This is a genomic window from Paenibacillus sp. N22P23 (assembly GCF_059383735.1).
This window is the reverse complement of record NZ_JBXENT010000002.1, coordinates 464,407-483,917: the sequence shown is the minus strand read 5'-3', so window position 1 is coordinate 483,917 and position 19,511 is coordinate 464,407. Positions and strand designations below refer to the sequence as shown.

Here is a 19,511-nt window from a genome sequence, read left to right as displayed (position 1 = left end):
AGGTTTCGAAGTTACAGGGTTGTGGAGGTAGTGATGGTGCGAGGTCGGTGGGATTGCGCGTATAAGAGGATATAAGAGCTATTAACGGGGGAGTGAGTTATTAAACCAGTAGAGTTGCAAAGTCGATTGGTAGGTGGTGAGGTGGAGCTGAGGTGGTGGATGTTTGCGGGGATGATTCCAAGAGGTGTGGGGTGCAGATTAGTTGAATATTGGATGAGTATAGTTGCGGAATAGCGGATTGGTGGGGAGTGGGGTTAGGCGCTTCTCCAACAATGAGCCTTTTATGCTATAATTCCGATAACGATGTAAGCCTAAGGAGCGTTGGTTGAAATGAATCAAATGAGAGGAGCCAACAACAGGCGGGTTAAGAGCCTTAACCGCAGCGCGGTGCTCCAATACGTCCGCAAGCAGGGACAAACGTCCAAAGCCGACATTGCGGCGCAAACGCATCTGAGTTTTACAGCGGTTAAGAACATCATTGATGAATTGCTCTCTTATTCGTTCATCAGCGAAGTAGGCTACGATGAATCAACAGGCGGCAGGAAGCCGCTCCTATATAAGCTCAAGGAAGACCGATTCTACTCGGTTGGTCTTCATCTTAGTGTCGCTCGCATTCATGTCGTCGTTCTGAATCTATCAGGCGGCGTGCATGCACATTACGAGTCGGAAACAAATCCGGATGCTCTTCTATCGACTGCTATCGTAGATCAACTGATTGACTGCATCGAAGAAGCACTTGTACAGTCAGGTGTGGACCGCACTCGAATACTCGGTATTGGCATGGCCATTCCCGGACCGCTTGATCCTTTCGGAGGTGTCGTACTAACGCCGCCAAACATGAGGGGGCTTGCGGGTTTGCCGCTTAAGCAGCTGATTACGGACCATTTTCAAATCGAGACTTTTATCGAGAAGGATGCTAACCTGATCGCACTCGGTGAATATTGGCATGGCGCCGCGCAGGGGAAGCAAAATGTGTTTTATCTCGATGCTGACGTTGGGATCGGAAGCGGCATGATTATTGACGGTAAGCTGCTCCACGGATCACCCTATGGTGCAGGTGAAGTCGGACACGGAACGATCAACATCGATGGTCCTCGCTGCAACTGTGGAAACTATGGCTGTCTCGAGGCGGTAGCGTCAGGCCTTGCGATTGAGCGGCGTGCAGGTGAGGAGATTCGCAGAGGTGCAGAGGCTTCGTATCGAGAACGTTACCTTGCAGATGAGAAGTCGGTTTCGATCGCTGCAATACTGAATGCGGCGAGTGATGGTGATCCGTTGTCGAAGCAGCTGTTAACGGAATCAGCTCGCTATGTCGGCATTGCGATAGGCAATGTCATTCATCTACTAATGCCGGAAATCATAATTATTGGCGGGGCGCTTACACATGCGTACCCTCCATACTTCGAGCATACAAAGGATATTGCGATGAGCCGAATCTTCGCTTCCTTTGCCGACCACATTCGAATCTATAAAGCCGAATTAGGTGTGTTAGGCGGGGCAATCGGCGCTGGGACGCTGGTGCTGGAGCAGTTTTTTCAAAAAGATTTGAGCGAATAGACAGATAGGAAGCCGCTGCTGAGTTGAGGGCGGCTTTTATGTTGGATACTTCTTAAATTCATATTTATAAGATGGAAAAATAACATTGACGCAATAATAGATCAGTTGTAAAATCTATCCTATAATCACTACTTATTAATATTATATTAAAAAGTTTCGCTGGCGATTGAGTGAGGCTGCGAAGCTATGAGTGTCACGGAGCCACGAAGCCATGAAAGCCACGGCGAAAGGAATCGATTGCTTATGAAACAGCATCTGGACGTGCTTCAAAGCAAATATCCGGAGCTTGCAGGATGCCTCACTGACATCCAGCGCAGCTTCGAGCTGATGGAAGCCTGCTATCGACAAGGCGGTCAAGTATTGGTAGCCGGCAATGGAGGCAGTGCTGCAGACAGCGAGCATATCGTAGGGGAATTGATGAAAGGATTTATGCTTCCGCGTCCAGTTCCGCAGTCATTCCGAGAATCGTTAATCAAGTTGTTCCCGGCAGAAGGGGATTCGCTGTGCGACAATTTGCAAGGCGCGCTTCCGGCAATTTCGCTTGTCAGCCACAGCGCACTTATGACGGCATTCGCCAACGATGTGGCTTCTGATATGGTCTTCGCCCAGCAGGTGTACGGATATGGCCGGCCAGGGGATATATTCCTCGGCATCAGCACATCGGGTAATTCCCGCAATATCATCCAAGCGATTCAAGTAGCCAAAGCGAAAGGGATGATCAGCATCGGGTTAACCGGCGGCACAGGCGGAGAAATGAAAGCGCTTAGCGACTGCACGATCGTTGTCCCCCATGCAGTGACACCGGACATCCAGGAGCGCCATCTGCCAATCTATCATACCTTGTGCATGATGCTAGAGGAGGCGTTCTTCGGATGAGGATGACATATGCCGGACTCGACATCGGAGGCACGAAATGTGCGGTTACGCTGGGGCGTACAGCAGGGGCAGATGGCGAACAAATCGAATTGGTAGATAAGGTTGCTTTTCCAACCGAACCAACTCCCGAAGCTACACTTGATCGGCTTATGGCAGAGCTGGAGCTGCTCCTTGAACGGCATCCATCGGAGAAGGAGCGGCTGGGGGCGATCGGCATTAGCTGCGGCGGTCCACTGGACAGCCGGAATGGGCTGATTCTTTCGCCGCCGAATCTACCGAATTGGGATCGCGTTGATGTCATTACGCCGATGAAGCAACGATTCGGCGTGCCGGTCGGTTTGCAAAACGACGCCAATGCATGCGCGTTGGCAGAATGGCAGTGGGGAGCGGGACAAGGGACGCGAAACATGATCTTCTTGACGTTCGGCACCGGCATGGGAGCCGGACTCATTCTGGATGGCCGCCTGTATTCCGGAACGAACGATAATGCAGGCGAGGTTGGTCATATACGGCTTGCGGAGGGAGGGCCGGTTGGATACAACAAGACCGGTTCCTTCGAAGGATTTTGCAGCGGGGGCGGGATTGCCAGACTTGCGCAGTCGAAGGTAACGGAGCGGCTTGAAGCTGGAGATACGCTTCCGTCCTACTACCAACCACCACAAGAAATAACAACTAAAGCGGTCGCAGAAGCAGCAAGGCAGGGGGACCCGCTGGCCTTACAGATTTTCGCCGAGGTTGGACGCATGCTTGGGCGAGGTGCCGCTGTGCTGATCGATATTATCAATCCGGAGCGCATCGTCATTGGCAGTATCTATGCAAGGCAGCAGGATTTGCTTGATCCCTATATGTTTGAAGAGCTGCGCCGGGAAGCACTGAGCGGTTCCGCAGCCGTTTGTGAAATCGTTCCTGCCGGACTCGGAGAGCATGTCGGCGATTATGCCGCGTTATCCGTTGCCGGGAATCTGATGGAGAAGAGGGATTGAATCGATGACTAACAGCATTCAGCTGCATATGATCGGCAATGCGCATTTGGATCCGGTATGGTTGTGGCAGTGGCAGGAAGGTTATGCGGAGATTAAGGCGACGTTCCGCTCCGCGCTTGATCGAATGAATGAGTTTCCGGACTTTATATTTACTTGTGCAGGGGCTGCGTATTACGAATGGATTGAGCAAAATGCCCCCGATATGTTCGAAGAGATTCGCGCCAGAGTGAGCGAAGGCCGCTGGGTTATCGTAGGAGGCTGGTGGATACAGCCGGATTGCAATTTGCCTTCAGGTGAATCCTTCGTTCGGCATGGCTTGTACAGCCAGCGGTATTTTCAAGAGAAATTTGGTGTAATGGCTAAGGTTGGCTACAATGTCGATTCCTTCGGACATCACAATATGCTGCCGCAAATCTTGAAGAAGAGCGGTATGGACAGCTATGTCTATATGCGCCCGCAAGAACAAGAGAAGAGCATGGAGCGCAATGTGTTCTGGTGGAAGAGCCTAGATGGCAGCCAAGTGCTGGCCTTCCGTAATCCGATCAGCTATAGCAACTATTCCCCTATCAACCATGCCGACCCTGTCTATGGCAAATCACTGGAGGTCATGGAGCTGGCTGAGCAGCATGAGCACAATTTCATGGGCTTCTATGGCGTGGGCAATCACGGCGGCGGTCCGACCATCGCTAACATCCAGTCCATTCACCGACTGCAGTCGGATCTAGGCAGCGAACGCTTCCGTTTCAGCTCTCCGAATGCTTATTTTGACGAAATGATGCAAAGCGGGGTACAGTTCCCGGTATTCGAGGACGATCTGCAGCATCATGCGAGCGGCTGCTACTCGACTCATTCCGAGTCCAAGGCGCTGAACCGCAAAGCCGAGCATCGGCTCATCACAGCGGAGAAGTTCGGTACACTCGCTCACTTGCTCGCAGGCTACGATTACTCCGCACATGAGATTCAGCGGGGCTGGAAAAATGTCATGTTCAATCAGTTCCACGATATTATGGGCGGCTGCTCCATCCAGGAGGCCTTTACAGATGCACGGGAGGCGTATGGGGAGTCGCTGAATATTGCGGCCGTGACGCTGAATGCGGCGCTGCAGCGAATCTCGTGGTCGATCGATACGATGAAGGACGAGATCCAGTCGCTCAGCAAAGATATGGATTGGGTGCTCTGGGAGCAGAAGGACGCAGGCATTCCGGTCGTCGTGTTTAATCCGTTGTCTTGGGAAGTGAATGAGCTGATCCAGGTGAACAAGAAAGTGACGAGCGTCACCGATGATCAAGGTACCGTCATCCATCATCAGATCGTCCGTGGATCGCGGACCAATGGCAGTGATGACAAATTCGATACGGCTTTCATGGCAAGTATTCCGGCAATGGGTTACCGTGTGTACTGGATCTACAAAGAGAAGGAGCTTGGAGAAGCAGCGGCATCACAGCATCAGTTGCTCGCCGAGCCGGCTGCACTTGAGAACGACTGGTACCGGGTTGAGTTTGAACCGCATACCGGCCATATCCGCAGATTGTATGACAAGAAGAATGCGGTCGAAGTGCTAAGCGGCAATGGTGCTGTACCGATTGTCATCGATGAGCATCATTGCGATACATGGGCGCATGGCGTTTTTGAATTCCGTAACGAAGTTGCGAGATTCGGCGATGCGCAGGTGAAGCTGCTGGAAGCGGGGCCGCTCCGCGCTGTCATGAGAGTGACGAATCGCAGCGGCCAGTCCGAGCTGCGGCAGGATTTCATCCTATATCGCGACAAGTCGGGCATTGAAGTGCGAGCGAAGCTGGATTGGCGAGAGAAGCATAAGATGCTCAAGCTGTCGTTCCCTGTACGTGTCAGCCAGCCAAAGGCGACGTACGAAATCCCGTACGGCTATATCGAGCGGCCGGTGAACGGCGAGGAAGAGCCGGGCCAGCAGTGGTTGGATGTGAGCGGCAAACCGGACGAAGCAACAGGCTTGCAGCAATATGGTTTAACCCTGCTGAACGATTCGAAGTACAGCTCGGATGTGAAAGATAACGATCTGCGAATGACTGTCGTTCGCAGCCCGATCTATGCGGACCACTTTGGCGAACGAGATGAATACTGCGAATATATGGATCAAGGGCTGCAGCAGTTCCGCTATATGCTCATTCCCCATGAAGGTGATTGGCGGCAAGCGCAGGTGTCCAAGAAGGCGCTTGAGCTGAATGTACCGCCTATTCACATCGTGGAAACGTACCATAAAGGCTCGCTGCCTCAATCCTCTGAGGGCGTTCGAGTTTCCGCAGATAATCTGATCGTTACGGCGTTTAAGCCTGCAGAGGATGGAGACGGTTATGTGCTGCGATGTTATGAAGCGTGCGGGCGCAGCGGCGAGGCTGTAATAGAGCTTCCATCACTGAAGCGAACGTGGACGCTGCAGTTTGGCCAATGCGAGATTAAGACGTTCCGAATTCCTTCTGACCCGGATCTGGACGTGACCGAGGTTAATATGATTGAGTTCCCTATGTAGCGAGAAACAGTCTGATCCTACAAACAGTCCGTTCCCAACTGGCAGGAACGGACTGTTTGTGCTGTGTATGGTGCAAATGATCACGATTTTAGTAGAAAGAAGTCTAAAAACTAATGAAAGAAAGGCACTCTTCCATCTATAATTTAAGTAATTAAGGTGAGAAGGTGTTCAGGATGCAGAAGATGCGGACAAAGGTGCTGCTATTTCCCTACCATTGGATAACAAAGTCGCTCTATCGGAAGATTTGGTTCTGCTTCTTCATCACCATCTCGATCACCGTCTCAGCTCTGGGGCTCGATTACTATGTGCAAACCTCCTCAGACATCAAGCAGCGAGCGGTCGGCAACATGGAGCAGATCAGCAATCAATCAGCCGCCACGCTGGAATCCTACATGCTGAACGTGAAGAACTTCGCGTGGGACTATTTTGGAAATAAGGATTTCCAGCAGTTTGTCAGCAAAATGGGGGCCGATCCCGATGCATACTCCCATTACTCTGCGAAATTCAGCCAGTTTCTGACCGACAACCCGGTGGTGGACTATATCATGGTCAGCCAATTGGACGGCTATACGCTATCAAGCGGCAGAATGAATGAAAGTAACGACCTAGACTTTGATTTCGAACCGATCGAAGCGGCAGCTGTCGCCAAGGACGGCAAGGGGATATGGGTGCCAACGCATACGATTGACTCGGCTACGAATCAACAAGTGAATACATTGATGTTCGCGCAAGCGGTCAAAATCATCAATTTCAATATCGACACCCCGATCGTCGGTGTCCTCTATATCCGGCTCTCGCCGGAATATTTGAAGAAGTGGCTCGGCGATATTGCCAGCGACGAACAGGGGAATTACATGCTGGTCGACTCGGCAAACGGGCAAGTCATGCTCTCGGATCATGAACGGACAGACGCGCAGCTGCAAGGATTGAACGGACTTTTCAAGTTCAGCTATGGCATATCGTCCAGATACATGTTCGGCGATGACCACGGCGTGGAGACGTTATTCGTTTCCAACGAGCTTAACAATACGTCCTGGGCGCTCATTGGGAAAGTTCCGCTGCAGGTGCTGCTGAAGCAGTTGAATACGTTTGCTCTCCGAACGCTTGTAATCGGGATGATCTGTCTGCTAGGCGCGATGGTGATCGCGAGCCTTCTGGCCAGTCGCATTATTACGCCGCTTAAGCTGTTGAAGAATGGGATCATTTCCATCGAGCAAGGGAATTACGAGGTTTCCGTGCCGGTTACTTCTAAGGACGAAATCGGCTATTTTATCCGACATTTCAATCAAATGGCGAAGGAGATCAACTCGCTCATCGTGAAAGTATACGAGACGGAGCTTGTGAAGAAAGATGCAGAGATCAAATCGCTGCAATCCCAAATCAATCCGCATTTTCTATACAACACGCTTGGGATGATTGATAGTTTGGCCTCGCTTCACGAGGATGATCGAATCAGTCTGATCAGCTCCTCACTTGCCAAAATGTTCCGGTATAACATCAGCGGCGGCCACATGTCCACGCTGCAAACCGAAATTCGCCAGCTCGAAATCTATCTGTCGATCCAACAAATCCGTTTCGGGGAACGGCTTCGTTATTCCATTGAGATCGAGGAGGGACTTCATGCCACGCTGACGCCAAAGCTGCTCCTTCAGCCGCTTGTCGAGAACAGCTTCATTCACGGGATTGACCACCTTACGCAAGGCGGGGAAATTCGAATACGGGCCTGCAGCCTGTCGGATACCGACGCAGCTATTACGGTATGGAACAACGGCCCTGCTATCGATCCGCAGAAACTAATTGTACTTCAAGGGAAGCTGGAGCAATGTCATCAGCTTAATTATTCGGATCATACGGCTTCATCCATCGGCCTGTTCAATGTGCTTTACCGCATCAAGCTAGTCTTCGGCAGCAGCTATGGGTTAACCGTTCAAAGCAGCCAAGATCAGGGGACAACGGTAACGGTTCTGATCAAAAAAACGCGAGTGGAGGAGCCTTCCTATGAAATTGCTAGTCGTAGATGACGAACAGCTGATGCGGCAAGGCATTATGAAGAAGATTCAGATGTCCGGCCTGCCGGTTACATCGTTCACCGAAGCGGGAGACGGCGTGGAAGCGTTACGAGTGCTGCACGAGGTGAGGCCCGATATCGTCATCACCGATATTCGGATGCCGCTTATGGATGGGCTCACTTTCTTGAAGGAAGCGGCGCAGGTGATGCCCGAGCTGCAGTTCATTGTCATAAGCGGCTACGGGGAGTTCGATTATGCCCGCAAAGCGATTCAATTTGGCGTAACCGATTACTTGCTGAAGCCAGTCGACAAGGAGGAGCTGAAGGAGAGCTTAATGCGAGTGATGGGCAAAATCCAGCAGCGCCTGGAGCAATCCGAAGCAGGAGAGCAGATTAAGCACCTGCAGAGCAGTGCGGAGGAATCGATCCGTGAACGGATGCTGAGCAAGCTGATCCAGTATGGACCAGGCGGTGAGCCTCAAGCGGAGAGAGACGAGCAGCTGCTGGCGCTTCGCCAGAGCTGCAGTTATTTTGTAGCAGTTGTCTTCGTATTAAAGTCGGTGAAGCTGCCGCATCTGTCCTTTCGGCAAGGGGACGAGAAGCTGCTTTCGTTCGCCATTCAAAATATGATTTCTACCGTTCTCGAATCAACGGAGCGCAAAGGCGTGTTATTCCGTCATGCGATGCTGGAAAATGAGCTTGTGTATGTGCTTGGCGGTCACTCGCCAGTTGAATCGGAAACGCTTCATCGAGAGCTGGAAGAGATACTAGGCGGTATTCAGCGTCATCTTAAGCTGCAAGCGACCATCGGATGCGGCGGCGCCGTTAATCAGATGGAAACCATACAGCAATCGTACCAGCAAGCGAAGCAGGCGCTCCGCAACTGCATTATTCATGGCAATGGCCGTATTTATATGATTGACGCCGGCGAACAAGTTAAGGCTGGCTTACATTCCGTAATTTCCAGAGAAGATGAGGCACTGCTGCTGCGTTACCTGAGCGAGTGCAATGTCTCCGCGCTGACAAGCTGGATTGATGAACGTGTCGAGGTCATAGCGACAGGCAAGCAGGTGTACTTCGCCCATCTGGAAAGCTTCTGCGTAGAGTTTCATCTGCTGCTGCGCAAATATTTGCTTACGCAAACGAGCATCCCGGAATGGATTATCGGCGAGCTTGATGATCTGCTGACTTGGCTGCACGGTCTCACGCAGTGGCAGGACATTCAAGGACATCTAAGTGAAATGGTCCACAATATCGTAGGCCACTTGTATAAACTGCGACATTCCTCCGATTACAGTGTTATCGATGAGGTGAAGCTCTTCATCGACAGCTCCCTGCACGAGCCGATTAACCTGCAAACGATTGCAGACCGTTTCTTCTTTCATCCCAGCTATTTCTCCAGGCGCTTTAAAGAACGATTCGGTGAGAGCTTCGTCAACTATTTGACCGCTGCCAGACTGCGCAAATCTGAACAGTTTCTTCGAGATTCCAATTTGAAAATCCAAGAGATAGCCGAGCTGGTCGGCTTCAAGGATGCTGCTTATTTCAGCAGCGTATTCCGCAAGTCTACCGGCATGACACCGGTACAATTCCGCGCAACGGTTTCATCAAAAATTTAATAGCGCATAAGTTCGTTATTTCCATTAACGAGTTCAGCCGATCCAGCTATGATTAACCTGTAAACGGCGGCGGTAGTAACCGTGCTATTTATGCTCAGGAGGTAAGGAATGAGAGAGCACAAGATTCCTAACAGGACGGCCGCTGGATTGCTGGCAGCCGCCTTATGCTCAGTACTGCTTAGCGCGTGCAATTCCAATAACAATCTATCGGACACGGCTGTACATGAGGATAACAATGGGGCTGTAGCTGCAGAGAGTAACGACGCTGCTGCAGAAACTACGCTGGAAGAGACGGAACCCATCATCGAGATTACGGCATGGGATCAACCGGCGCCTGACGATCCAGGCAAGCCATTCATCGAAAGCCGGTTTAAGCGGTTCGAGGAGCTTCATCCGAATATCAAGGTCAAGCATGTCGAAGCGTTCCAGACGAATGTCCGCGAGAAATTTATGACAGCGGTTGCAGGAGGAGAAGGACCTGATGTGATGGAGCAGCCGTTCCCGGACATGCAGCTTTATATGCAGAAGGGAATTGCCGCAGACATCACGGACATGATGAATAACTCGCCGGATAAGGGGCGTTTCATTGACGGCGCGTTTGATCTGGCAACGAAGGACGGCCGTATTTACGGCATTCCAAGCTTTATGTATTCGTCCGGCTTACTCTATAACAAGTCGATGTTCAAGAAAGCAGGGATCGACAGTCCGCCGAAGACATGGGATGAATTTGCAGAGGCAGCCAAGAAAGTGCAGCAGCACAATCCCGATACGATCGGTTTCGATATTCTGGGCATGGACTGGGCAGACTGGCATTTCGAATATTATGTGTGGCAAGCAGGCGGGGACTTGACGGAGCTTCAGCCAGACGGAACCGTTAAGCTGAAGTTCAGCTCGGAAGCGGCAGTGAAGGCGCTTCAATATTATAAAGATTTGAAATGGACCCATAAAGTGACCCAGAAGAATGTCGTTCAAGATTACAACGAGAATTTGCGAGACTTCTACACCGGACGTTCAGCTATGATTCTTGGCAGCTCCGACAGCTTCGGCAACTTCTTGAAGCAAGGGATGAAAGCAGAGGATATCGGGTTTACGCCTTTCCCGGTCGGACCTTCCGGCAGAGCACCTTCACAAGTGGGAGGGAACTTCTGGATGCTGAATCCCAAATCGGCGCCGGAGCAGCAGAAGGCAGCATTCGAATATGCGATGTTCTTCCTGTCGAAGGAGCACATGGATGCATGGGCGCAATTCTGCTTGGACAACGGCTTTGCCATTAATCCGCTGTCGATCGTCAATGACTTCGACGTAACGAAATGGATAAAGGATTTACCTGCAGATTATGTAGCAGCTGTGCAGGCCACGGCGAAGGACAAACATTTGGAATATTACCTGAAAAGCAGCCTGAGCAGCTACCTTGTAAAGCCGATTCAGAAGATTCTGCTCGATCCAAACGCCGACCCTGCTACAGAGCTTAAAGCGGCCGAAACACTTGCCCAGAAGGAAGTGATCGATAAATATAACAACGATATCATGGCAGGCAAATAGCTGATTTCAACAATTCATTACTGCACCGTACTTCGTGATTCAGCAGAGAGCGCGGTGCAGCAAGTAGGTGGTGAGGAAATGGTGAATAAATGGAAGATCCCGTGGACACCGATTTTGTTCCTGCTTCCTTCTATCGTCGTGTTTTTCATATTTAAATATTATTTGCTGTTTAAAGCGGTCTATATCAGTCTCTTTAACTACGATATCATGACCCCGCCCGGCAAATTTGTCGGTCTTGGCAACTATTTCGAATTTCTCAGCAGTCACACGTTCTGGGTTGCGATGAAGAACACCTTTATATTCTTCGGCTTGTCGGTGCTGCTTGTATTCTGGGTTCCGATCGTGCAGGCGCTTTTCCTCAGTCATATGAAGCGGCTGAGCGGACTCTATCTCGTGCTCTATCAAATCCCCAATGTCCTGCCGCTTGTTGCAGGAGCATTGCTGTGGAAGTGGATGTACAATCCCGATCATGGATTGTTCAACTATCTGCTTGGTAAGCTTGGGCTTGGCCCATTTGGCTTTCTGAACGACCTTCGCATGACCAAGCTCGCAATTGTGCTGCCCGGTTTCTTCGCCAGCGGAGGCATCGGTGTGCTGCTCTACTATGCAGCCATCAAATCCATTTCATCCGAGCTATTCGAAGCAGCGAAAATTGACGGCTGCGGACCTTGGCGGCGTATGCTGATTATGATTTTGCCGAACATTTCGTTTGTCATTATCATTCAGTTCGTCGGGTTTATGTCAGGTGTTCTGCTGTCGTTTGACACTATTTTTGTAATGACGCAAGGCGGACCGGCCGATGCCTCGCTTGTTGTAGCGCTCATGATTCAGAAGACCGCCTTCGAACAATCGAGATTCGGCGTTTCGGCAGCGCTCTCCTTCTTCATGTTCCTCTTGATCGCCGTATTGACCGTGATTCAATTCCGCTTGCAAAGAGAGGACGACTGAAAGGTGATGAGACCTAACCGCATTGTGGAAAAGGGCGAACGCAAGCTGGACGTCGCTTCCTATCTGGTTACGATCGTGTTCGTCGTGCTTGGACTGCTTCCCCTGGTTTGGCTGCTCGTGACAGCCATCATGGATAATGAATCGATCGAATCGACGACACCTAAGTTTCTACCGAGAATCCCGCATACGATCGAGTTGACACTGGATTACTCCGGGCAGGCAAGCAATGAGCAGACGTTCTATGAGAAAGATGCGATGAAAGCGATTTGGTATCCGTGGCGAGCCTTCATGCGGGACAATATCGGGGAGATTACCGTAATCGGCATTAAGGACGGGCTCAAGCTGTACCGGGCGAAGACGACCGCAGCGGAATTCTATGTCGGTCAGCCCTTCATCGTATCCACGGATCGTTTCTCCGACAAAATCATGAATACAAAGCTGACCCAAATTCGAGAGCGCCGCTTATCGGACTTCACGTGGTACGGGATTGCGGAAGGTGATCGTTATCAAAGGAAGTCTGTGCTATCGAATCAGCCACTGAGTACGCAGCTGAGAGCGTATATAGACGACATCGGTTTGCTGGACGGCAAAGTAGTGGAGATGGAGCAGTCTCGTAATTGGGTGCGTTTGTTCGATAGCTTTCGAAGCTTGAATCTACTGGCTGTGGAGACAGCGGGCAGCCTTGGATTCTATCATTTCTTCATGAACAGCCTTATCATCTGTCTGGTGGTCATCGCGTGGCAGCTTTTCTTCGGGGCGTTGTCCAGCTATGCGTTGTCGCAGCTGATTCCGAATCGCAGAATTCGATTCATCGTCTTGATGTATTTCCTCGCGACCATTATGATCCCGAGCGTATCCGTGCTCATTCCGCAATATTTGCTCATGCAGAAGCTCGGCCTTGTGGATAATATTTGGGCGATTATTCTGCCGCATTTTGCATGGGGCTTCGTTATTTTTCTGTTCAAAGGCTTCTTTGATCAGCTGCCCAAAGAACTGCTCCAAGCAGCACGCGTAGATGGCGCATCGGAGCTTCGGACTTTTCTGCGCATCGTCGTCCCGATGTCCGTTCCGGTCTTTACGATCGTGGCTGTGCTGACCTTCATTCCGGTATGGAATGATTTCCTATGGCCCTACGTGGTATCAAGGTCGCCGCATAATTGGACGTTTACAGTGGCGATGAACGATATGCAAAACGGGCAGAACCCGCGTCCCAACTGGATTAGCGCGAGTGGTGTCATCTCGATTCTTCCGCTGCTTCTTGTATTTATGGGTACTCAAGGTGCGCTGGAGAAGGGGATTTTGTTTAGCGGTGTGAAGGGCTGATGAGAGGATGAAAAAATGGTGGCATTAGGGGAATCCCTATTGCCACCATTTTTATTACTTGCACTTATTGCCCGCTCGCACCAGTTTGCATCGCAGCATGACTGCCCGCAGTGTAACCGGTGGAGAAAGCCGCTGTAATGTTATAGCCGCCGGTATAGCCGTGGATATCCAATATCTCGCCGCAGAAGTAGAGTCCTTCCTTGCATTTGGACTGCATCGTCTTCGGATCGATTTCTTTCAAATTCACGCCGCCGCCCGTAACGAATGCTTCCTCAATCGATAAAGTCCCGTTCACGTAAATGGGGAATGCCTTCATCAGGATACTAAGATCGCGCCATTCTTGCTTTGGAATATTATCGTAGGTGACATAGGGATCTAGCGTAGTTCGTCCGAGCACGATCGGTAGAATTCGTTCAGGCACATACCCTTTGAGCACATTGATAATGGCTTTCTTGGATTCCGATTTCGCAGCATTCAAGGTTTGATTATAGAGAGTCTCTACGGTTAAATCAGGGAAGAAGTCAATCGTCAGCTGAACGGGTGACTTGGTTTTCACTCGCTGCTTCACGACGAATTGACTGCAGCGCAGCACAATCGGGCCGGAAATGCCAAAGTGCGTAAACAGCATGTCGCCTCGGTGCGTAATGATCGATTTGCCTTTCTCATTATGAACGCTGAGCGCCACGTCTCTCAAAGCAAGTCCTTGAATCTCCCGTTTCACGATAAAATCTTCCTTCGATGTCAGCGGAACCTCCGTCGGGAATAACGGCGTTATGGTGTGTCCAGCTGCCTCAGCCCATGCATAGCCATCTCCGGTCGAGCCTGTGTGAGGCACCGATTTGCCGCCGACAGCGACGATAACAGCTTTGCCCTCGATTCGTTTGCCGCTGGCAAGCTTAACGCCAAGCACTTTCTCCTCATCATATAGCACACTCGCAACCGGTGAGTTGACAAGTAAGTCGACGTCGCAGCGTTTCACTTCGCCTACCAAGGCATCGACTACTGTCTTGGCTTTGTCCGAAACGGGGAACATGCGGCCGTTATCCTCCTCCTTGAGCGCGATGCCAAGTCCTTCGAAGAACTCGATAATCTGTTTATTGGAGAAATTACTCAGCGCGCTGTGGAGGAATCGTCCGTTGCCTGGGATGTTTTTGATCAGCTCGTCGGTATCTTTATTGTTCGTTACGTTGCAGCGTCCGCCGCCGGAGATGCCGAGCTTGCGCCCAAGCTTGTCTCCTTTATCGAGCAGCAGTATTCTGGCACCGAGCTTGCCGGCTGCCACAGCAGCCATCAAACCGGCAGAGCCTGCGCCGACGATGATAATATCATAGGGTTTCATTTCTATTATTCCGCCTTTATTAGAGTGGGAAAATATCCACTAGTTTCGCTAATTATTTAATGAATTAAACTGCAATTTACCGTTAATTTACCGTTAATTATCATACTACCCCGTTCTGGCCGCGTCTACTCATTAGTCAGTTTGAAAACTACCATTTTGAAACGTTGTAAATTTCCAAGACCTATGCTTTAATCGGATTAACAGGTTTTTACTATTACATATACTGGGTTTCTAGGTGCTAGTAGGAAGGTGGGACTTGTTTTTGTGTGGCAGCCAATACTCCTGCAAATTATCGTAGCTGTAATGCCCGTATTCGCCTTTCAAGTTTGGTATGACTATTCGAAACCACGCAAAAATATCCCTATCATTCTCGTCCTCATTTGTGGAGCCTGCGTCCTGCTCGGACTGGGAGTTTGTGTCGAAATTAAAGACTTCTATCTGGATTATCATTATGCACCGCTCTTGATCGGATCGTTATATGGCGGTATCGGAGTATTGATTCCGTTAGCAACCATATTCATCGTATCGGAATTGTATCTGATGGATGGGCCATGGGTTTGGATCGATGTCATCGGTATGTTGCTGCTGCTTTTCCCCATTATCTATAAGTATCATAAAGGCTTTCTGAACTTCTCAAGACAACGAAAGCTTAAGATCGTGATGGCTTCGACTGGTAGCATTCTATTGATTCGCGCAAGCGCCTTCTTATATTATGATCGGGCCGAACAACCTGGTTTATCCTCAACTGACCTCATCTACTTCATCGGCCATGAGCTTCTCTACTTCTTAGTCATGTGGATGATTCTAACGTTCGCTGAGAATTTCATCCGCAGGCAAATGATCGCTTACGAGCTCAATGACATTTCCAACAACTATCGCATCGAAGTCCAGAAGCTGCAGCAATTTATTGATGAAACACCGCTTGGCGTCATCTTCGTTGATCAGCAGGGAACAATTACGCATATCAACGAAATGGCGATCCATTTGCTGCGTGACAAAGTAGGCGGTAAGCAGCGTCATGAGCTGCTAGGTCAGCCGTTTACGATCATGTACGATCATATTGAGAAGGACGTTCTCGGCAGGCTTCTCTATCAGGCGCTCAATGGACATCGACTTACGACGGAGTATGTCCAGGAGCAGGGCAAAATGTATGTAAACTCCGGCATCTGTGTGCGTGATATGCAAAATAACCAAATCATTGGGGCGGCTCTCATCGCTCATGATATTACCGAGCTTAGCCGTTTGCGAGATGAGATTGGACGGATGGAACGGTTAAGTTTGGTCGGCCAAATGGCGGCAAGTATTACCCATGAAATCCGCAACCCGATGGCTGTTATTCGCGGGTTTGTTCAATTAATGCGGGAGCGCAGTCCGGAGCATCAGCAAGAATATTTCCGTATTGTCATGGATGAGCTTGATCGGGCGAACAGTATTATTAACGACTTTCTTTCTCTGGCACAGAACCGGATCATTGAGAAAGAAAACTGCTCGCTGCACGACATCCTAAATGAGATTATGCCTTTGCTTTGGGCAGATGCCAATTTGCGCGGACAGTCGATTGAGCTCCGTTTGGCTGAGCGGATTCCCTCGTTGATGTTGAATGAGAAAGAGATGAAGCAGCTGATTTTGAACTTAGCCCGCAACGGGATGGAGGCGATGGATCAGCATGGCGTATTGACGATCCAGACGGAATCTTATCCTGATTATGTGGAGCTTCGAGTTAACGATAATGGAAGCGGTATTCCGAAAGAGAAGCTGGAGCGGTTGTTCGAACCTTTCTTCACAACCAAATCAAGCGGTACCGGCCTTGGTTTACCGCTATGTCTGAGCATCATCGAGCGTCATGGAGGCGGTATACAGGTGGACTCCGAGGAAGGCGTAGGTACGACGTTCATCGTCAAGATCGACAGAACTCGCAATCATAATGAAGCCGCCGCTGCACTGAGCAGCTACTAAGGAGAGCAGAACATGTCGGAAGCGATCGAAATCGGCCCTTTGCGCCTGGATGCTATGCTGCTTGCGGGTCTTCTATCTGCGGCAGCCGGACTGGCGCTGTTTAAGTTATGGATCGCGCGTTCATCCCTTCAAGGGGAGACCTATTGGCTTGATATCGGACTGAATGCTATTATTTGTACGATTATTGGTTGGAAGCTGGCGTTCCTTGTCCGAGATCCGGAGCTGCTGTGGGAACGGCCAAGTGCGTTAATTCTTGTTCGCGGCAGTGTATCCGATACGGCTGTCGGCTTTCTCCTCGCTTGTGGGTATATCGCTTATGCAGGCTGGAAACGTAAAATTCCACTTATGAAGCTGCTGGACGTTTGGCCTTATGCGATTTTACCCGGCTGCTTCGTGTGGACGTTATTAACGGATTTCCCCTATGGAATTCCTTACGCACTGCTAATCGCTTGTGTGTATGGAGTTTTGTTTCGCACCGGCGCATCAGGTCGAATCGGCAGCGGGGAATCCGCATCATATGGCCTGCTTGGTACGGGGATAGGCGGTTTGTTCGTTAGTCTGTTTGCGGCATATCCTCCCGGAACATTACCCGCCTTAACCTTAGGGTTGACGATGCTGCAATGGTTGTTTATCGCGTTGTCGTTTATCGGTATTTTCATGCCTCGGAAGGTACGGATAAGCTGATTGCCCCCCGCACATACTAGCGGTGGAAGGGGGTGCCAGTATTGGGAAACAAACAACAGCAGCACAATGCAGGGGCACAGGATGCCGCAGCAAGCAACAAGCAGCGCAGCAGCGGTAAAGCACCGGAATCGGAAGGTTACGACAAGAAATTAGACGGCCCTAATCGCCCTGCGGACTAAGGGGGACTTAGTATGAGCAAGGATAAAGAGCGGGATTTGGATTCCCATCCGCTTGCTTTCAGCAAGGATGATCCGGACTTGGATCCTTTTGAAATTAACTTTCTGCCCGAGTTTCGCAATAATCGGGGGCCTCGGGGGCCGTTTGTGAACAGCAGCGGCGTCGTTATCGGCGATCATAATTATGAGTCGCCGAATTCTCCGCTCAATCAATGGACGGAGGAAACGGATCCGGCCGTTATGGCGGGCAGCGAGTGGGTACATCCGTTTAAGGATATCGGTTTTCTGACAAGCGAGAACCGGGACTATTTTGAACAAGGGATCCCTCCGCAAGGCGGCATTTTTCTGCATGAAGATAAGAATGCGGCTTCCGGAATCGCGGAGAATGAGCCTGCTGAGGATAAGTAAAGAGGTAAATAGGAAGCAATCGGGCGCGGGTCCGGTTGCTTTTTCTTTGCTTTCAAATTGAGCGGGGCGTATAATAGAAAGAAAAATGAACTTTTAAGGAGCGATTATACATGTCGATGTCTTTTGAAAAATACATGGTGGATATGGTGCAGCCAATGCGCGATGATTTAACTCGAATCGGAATTGAGGAGCTTCGTACACCTGACGATGTTGCTGCTAAGCTGACAGATTCCAAGGGAACTGCGCTTGTCGTGGTTAACTCCGTTTGCGGCTGTGCTGCAGGTCAATGTCGTCCAGGCGTTGCTCAGGCGCTGCAACATGATATTACTCCGGATCACCTGTATACGGTATTTGCCGGTCAAGATAAAGAAGCAACTGCGAAAGCGCGTGAATTCTTCGCGCCATACCCGCCGTCTTCACCTTCCATCGCACTCATGAAAGACGGAGAGCTTGTTCATTTTATTGAACGTCATCAAATCGAGAACCGTTCGGCTGCTGATATTGCTGCAGATTTGACATCTGCTTTCGAGCGTTTCTGCCGTTAAGAGGTGCAGGAGACATGGGGATGAGCTTGCAGGACGAAATCATTAAGCAATTGGGCGTTAAGCCTGAAATCGATCCAGAGCAGGAAATTCGCCGTCGCGTTGATTTCCTCAAAGAATACGTGCGCAAGTCCGGCACGACGGGGCTGCTCATTGCGATCAGCGGCGGGATCGATAGCGCGGTAGCGACAGGTCTCTGCAAGAAAGCAACAGATGAATTGTCCGCTGAGACGGGCAAAGAATATATGACACTCGGCGTGTTCCAGCCCTATGGTGAGCAGGTTGATATTGCAGACAGCTACGCGGTAGCGGAAGCATTTAATCTGAAACATCGCGTGGAAACCAACATTCAAGAGGCCGTCGATGAGATTGCCCTTGAAGTGGAACACAGCATGAAGTCGATTGGCATCTCGCGCCACATCAGCCGTGGGGGCAAAGGCAATGTAAAAGCCCGTACCCGCATGGTGGCACAATATGCGCTCGCATTCGAGCTTAATCTGCTCGTTGTCGGGACAGATCATGCATCCGAAGCGGTCACCGGCTTCTACACCAAATGGGGCGACGGCGCGGTCGATATTACGCCGCTCACCTCCTTGAACAAGCGGCAGGTTCGCCAGCTGGCAGCTGCACTCGGCGTACCGGGCGCAATCGTCACCAAGGCACCGACCGCCGGCCTCTGGGACGGCCAAACCGATGAGAACGAGCTTGGCATCACCTATGATGACAACAGCTCGTATCTCGAAGGCAAACAAATCGACGATGCTACTCGCGAGAAACTCGAGAAGCAATTCATCAAAACCGCCCACAAACGTGACCCGATCCCGGGTATCTAAATTTTTGCAACCCGCCCCGCCGGCTTCTGCCGGCGGGGCGGGTTTTTGTTTTATGGCACAGTTGCGCCAAGCACTAATTGCCCTAAATAGGCTGAAACACAAGTAAACTCGCCCTTACTGGGAGCTGAAAGCGGATATACCGCTCTCGAAGTGGCACAATCGGCGATACCGAGTAAACTCGCCCTTACTGGGAGCTGAAAGCGGATATGCC

At 50.6% G+C, this 19,511-nt stretch carries 16 protein-coding genes; 15 read left to right on the top strand and 1 reads right to left on the bottom strand.

Annotation, left to right across the window (positions count from 1 at the left end):
* Window positions 1–330: 330 nt before the first annotated feature.
* From AC506A_RS12945 to AC506A_RS12905, 9 genes are all read left to right on the top strand, one after another.
* A complete protein-coding gene (locus AC506A_RS12945) occupies window positions 331–1,557 on the top strand; it encodes an ROK family protein (protein ID WP_495461405.1) in 1,227 nt (408 codons plus the stop codon).
* A gap of 243 nt (window positions 1,558–1,800) precedes the next feature.
* A complete protein-coding gene (locus AC506A_RS12940) occupies window positions 1,801–2,433 on the top strand; it encodes a D-sedoheptulose-7-phosphate isomerase (RefSeq protein WP_495461404.1) in 633 nt (210 codons plus the stop codon).
* On the top strand, window positions 2,430–3,416 hold the full coding sequence (locus AC506A_RS12935) for an ROK family protein (RefSeq protein ID WP_495461403.1): 987 nt from the start codon (window positions 2,430–2,432) through the stop codon (window positions 3,414–3,416). The genes AC506A_RS12940 and AC506A_RS12935 overlap by 4 nt, the downstream gene beginning before the upstream one ends.
* Before the next feature lie 4 nt (window positions 3,417–3,420).
* Window positions 3,421–5,922 (top strand): alpha-mannosidase, encoded by a 2,502-nt coding sequence (locus AC506A_RS12930; protein WP_495461402.1) that lies wholly within the window; start codon window positions 3,421–3,423, stop codon window positions 5,920–5,922.
* A gap of 173 nt (window positions 5,923–6,095) precedes the next feature.
* Window positions 6,096–7,943 carry a sensor histidine kinase gene (locus AC506A_RS12925; RefSeq protein ID WP_495461401.1) on the top strand — a complete coding sequence of 616 codons (1,848 nt, stop codon included), beginning with the start codon at window positions 6,096–6,098 and terminating at the stop codon, window positions 7,941–7,943.
* Window positions 7,921–9,549 carry a response regulator gene (locus AC506A_RS12920; RefSeq protein ID WP_495461400.1) on the top strand — a complete coding sequence of 543 codons (1,629 nt, stop codon included), beginning with the start codon at window positions 7,921–7,923 and terminating at the stop codon, window positions 9,547–9,549. The genes AC506A_RS12925 and AC506A_RS12920 overlap by 23 nt, the downstream gene beginning before the upstream one ends.
* 108 nt (window positions 9,550–9,657) lie before the next feature.
* On the top strand, window positions 9,658–11,091 hold the full coding sequence (locus AC506A_RS12915) for an extracellular solute-binding protein (protein ID WP_495461399.1): 1,434 nt from the start codon (window positions 9,658–9,660) through the stop codon (window positions 11,089–11,091).
* A gap of 78 nt (window positions 11,092–11,169) precedes the next feature.
* Complete coding sequence (locus tag AC506A_RS12910; RefSeq protein WP_495461398.1) at window positions 11,170–12,039, top strand: carbohydrate ABC transporter permease; 870 nt, start codon at window positions 11,170–11,172, stop codon at window positions 12,037–12,039.
* A gap of 6 nt (window positions 12,040–12,045) precedes the next feature.
* On the top strand, window positions 12,046–13,362 hold the full coding sequence (locus AC506A_RS12905) for a carbohydrate ABC transporter permease (RefSeq protein ID WP_495461894.1): 1,317 nt from the start codon (window positions 12,046–12,048) through the stop codon (window positions 13,360–13,362).
* A 64-nt stretch (window positions 13,363–13,426) separates the two neighbouring features.
* On the opposite strand, the gene AC506A_RS12900 is transcribed toward AC506A_RS12905, so the two are convergent.
* Window positions 13,427–14,707: a BaiN/RdsA family NAD(P)/FAD-dependent oxidoreductase gene (locus AC506A_RS12900; RefSeq protein WP_495461893.1), complete on the bottom strand. Its 1,281-nt coding sequence runs from the start codon at window positions 14,705–14,707 to the stop codon at window positions 13,427–13,429.
* Window positions 14,708–14,965: 258 nt separating this feature from the next.
* Between AC506A_RS12900 and AC506A_RS12895 the strand changes: the two genes are divergently transcribed.
* From AC506A_RS12895 to nadE, 6 genes are all read left to right on the top strand, one after another.
* Entirely contained in the window at window positions 14,966–16,657 is a 1,692-nt protein-coding gene (locus AC506A_RS12895) for a two-component system sensor histidine kinase NtrB (protein WP_495461397.1), read from the top strand.
* A 12-nt stretch (window positions 16,658–16,669) separates the two neighbouring features.
* On the top strand, window positions 16,670–17,341 hold the full coding sequence (locus AC506A_RS12890) for a hypothetical protein (protein ID WP_495461396.1): 672 nt from the start codon (window positions 16,670–16,672) through the stop codon (window positions 17,339–17,341).
* A gap of 41 nt (window positions 17,342–17,382) precedes the next feature.
* Window positions 17,383–17,520 (top strand): hypothetical protein, encoded by a 138-nt coding sequence (locus AC506A_RS12885; RefSeq protein WP_495461395.1) that lies wholly within the window; start codon window positions 17,383–17,385, stop codon window positions 17,518–17,520.
* A 12-nt stretch (window positions 17,521–17,532) separates the two neighbouring features.
* Window positions 17,533–17,925, top strand: a complete 393-nt coding sequence (locus tag AC506A_RS12880) for a DUF3905 domain-containing protein (RefSeq protein ID WP_495461394.1) — start codon at window positions 17,533–17,535, stop codon at window positions 17,923–17,925.
* Between the two features lie 110 nt (window positions 17,926–18,035).
* Entirely contained in the window at window positions 18,036–18,470 is a 435-nt protein-coding gene (locus tag AC506A_RS12875) for a BrxA/BrxB family bacilliredoxin (protein WP_475782269.1), read from the top strand.
* Between the two features lie 20 nt (window positions 18,471–18,490).
* Entirely contained in the window at window positions 18,491–19,300 is an 810-nt protein-coding gene (nadE, locus tag AC506A_RS12870) for an NAD(+) synthase (protein ID WP_495461393.1), read from the top strand.
* The last annotated feature ends 211 nt before the right edge of the window (window positions 19,301–19,511 follow it).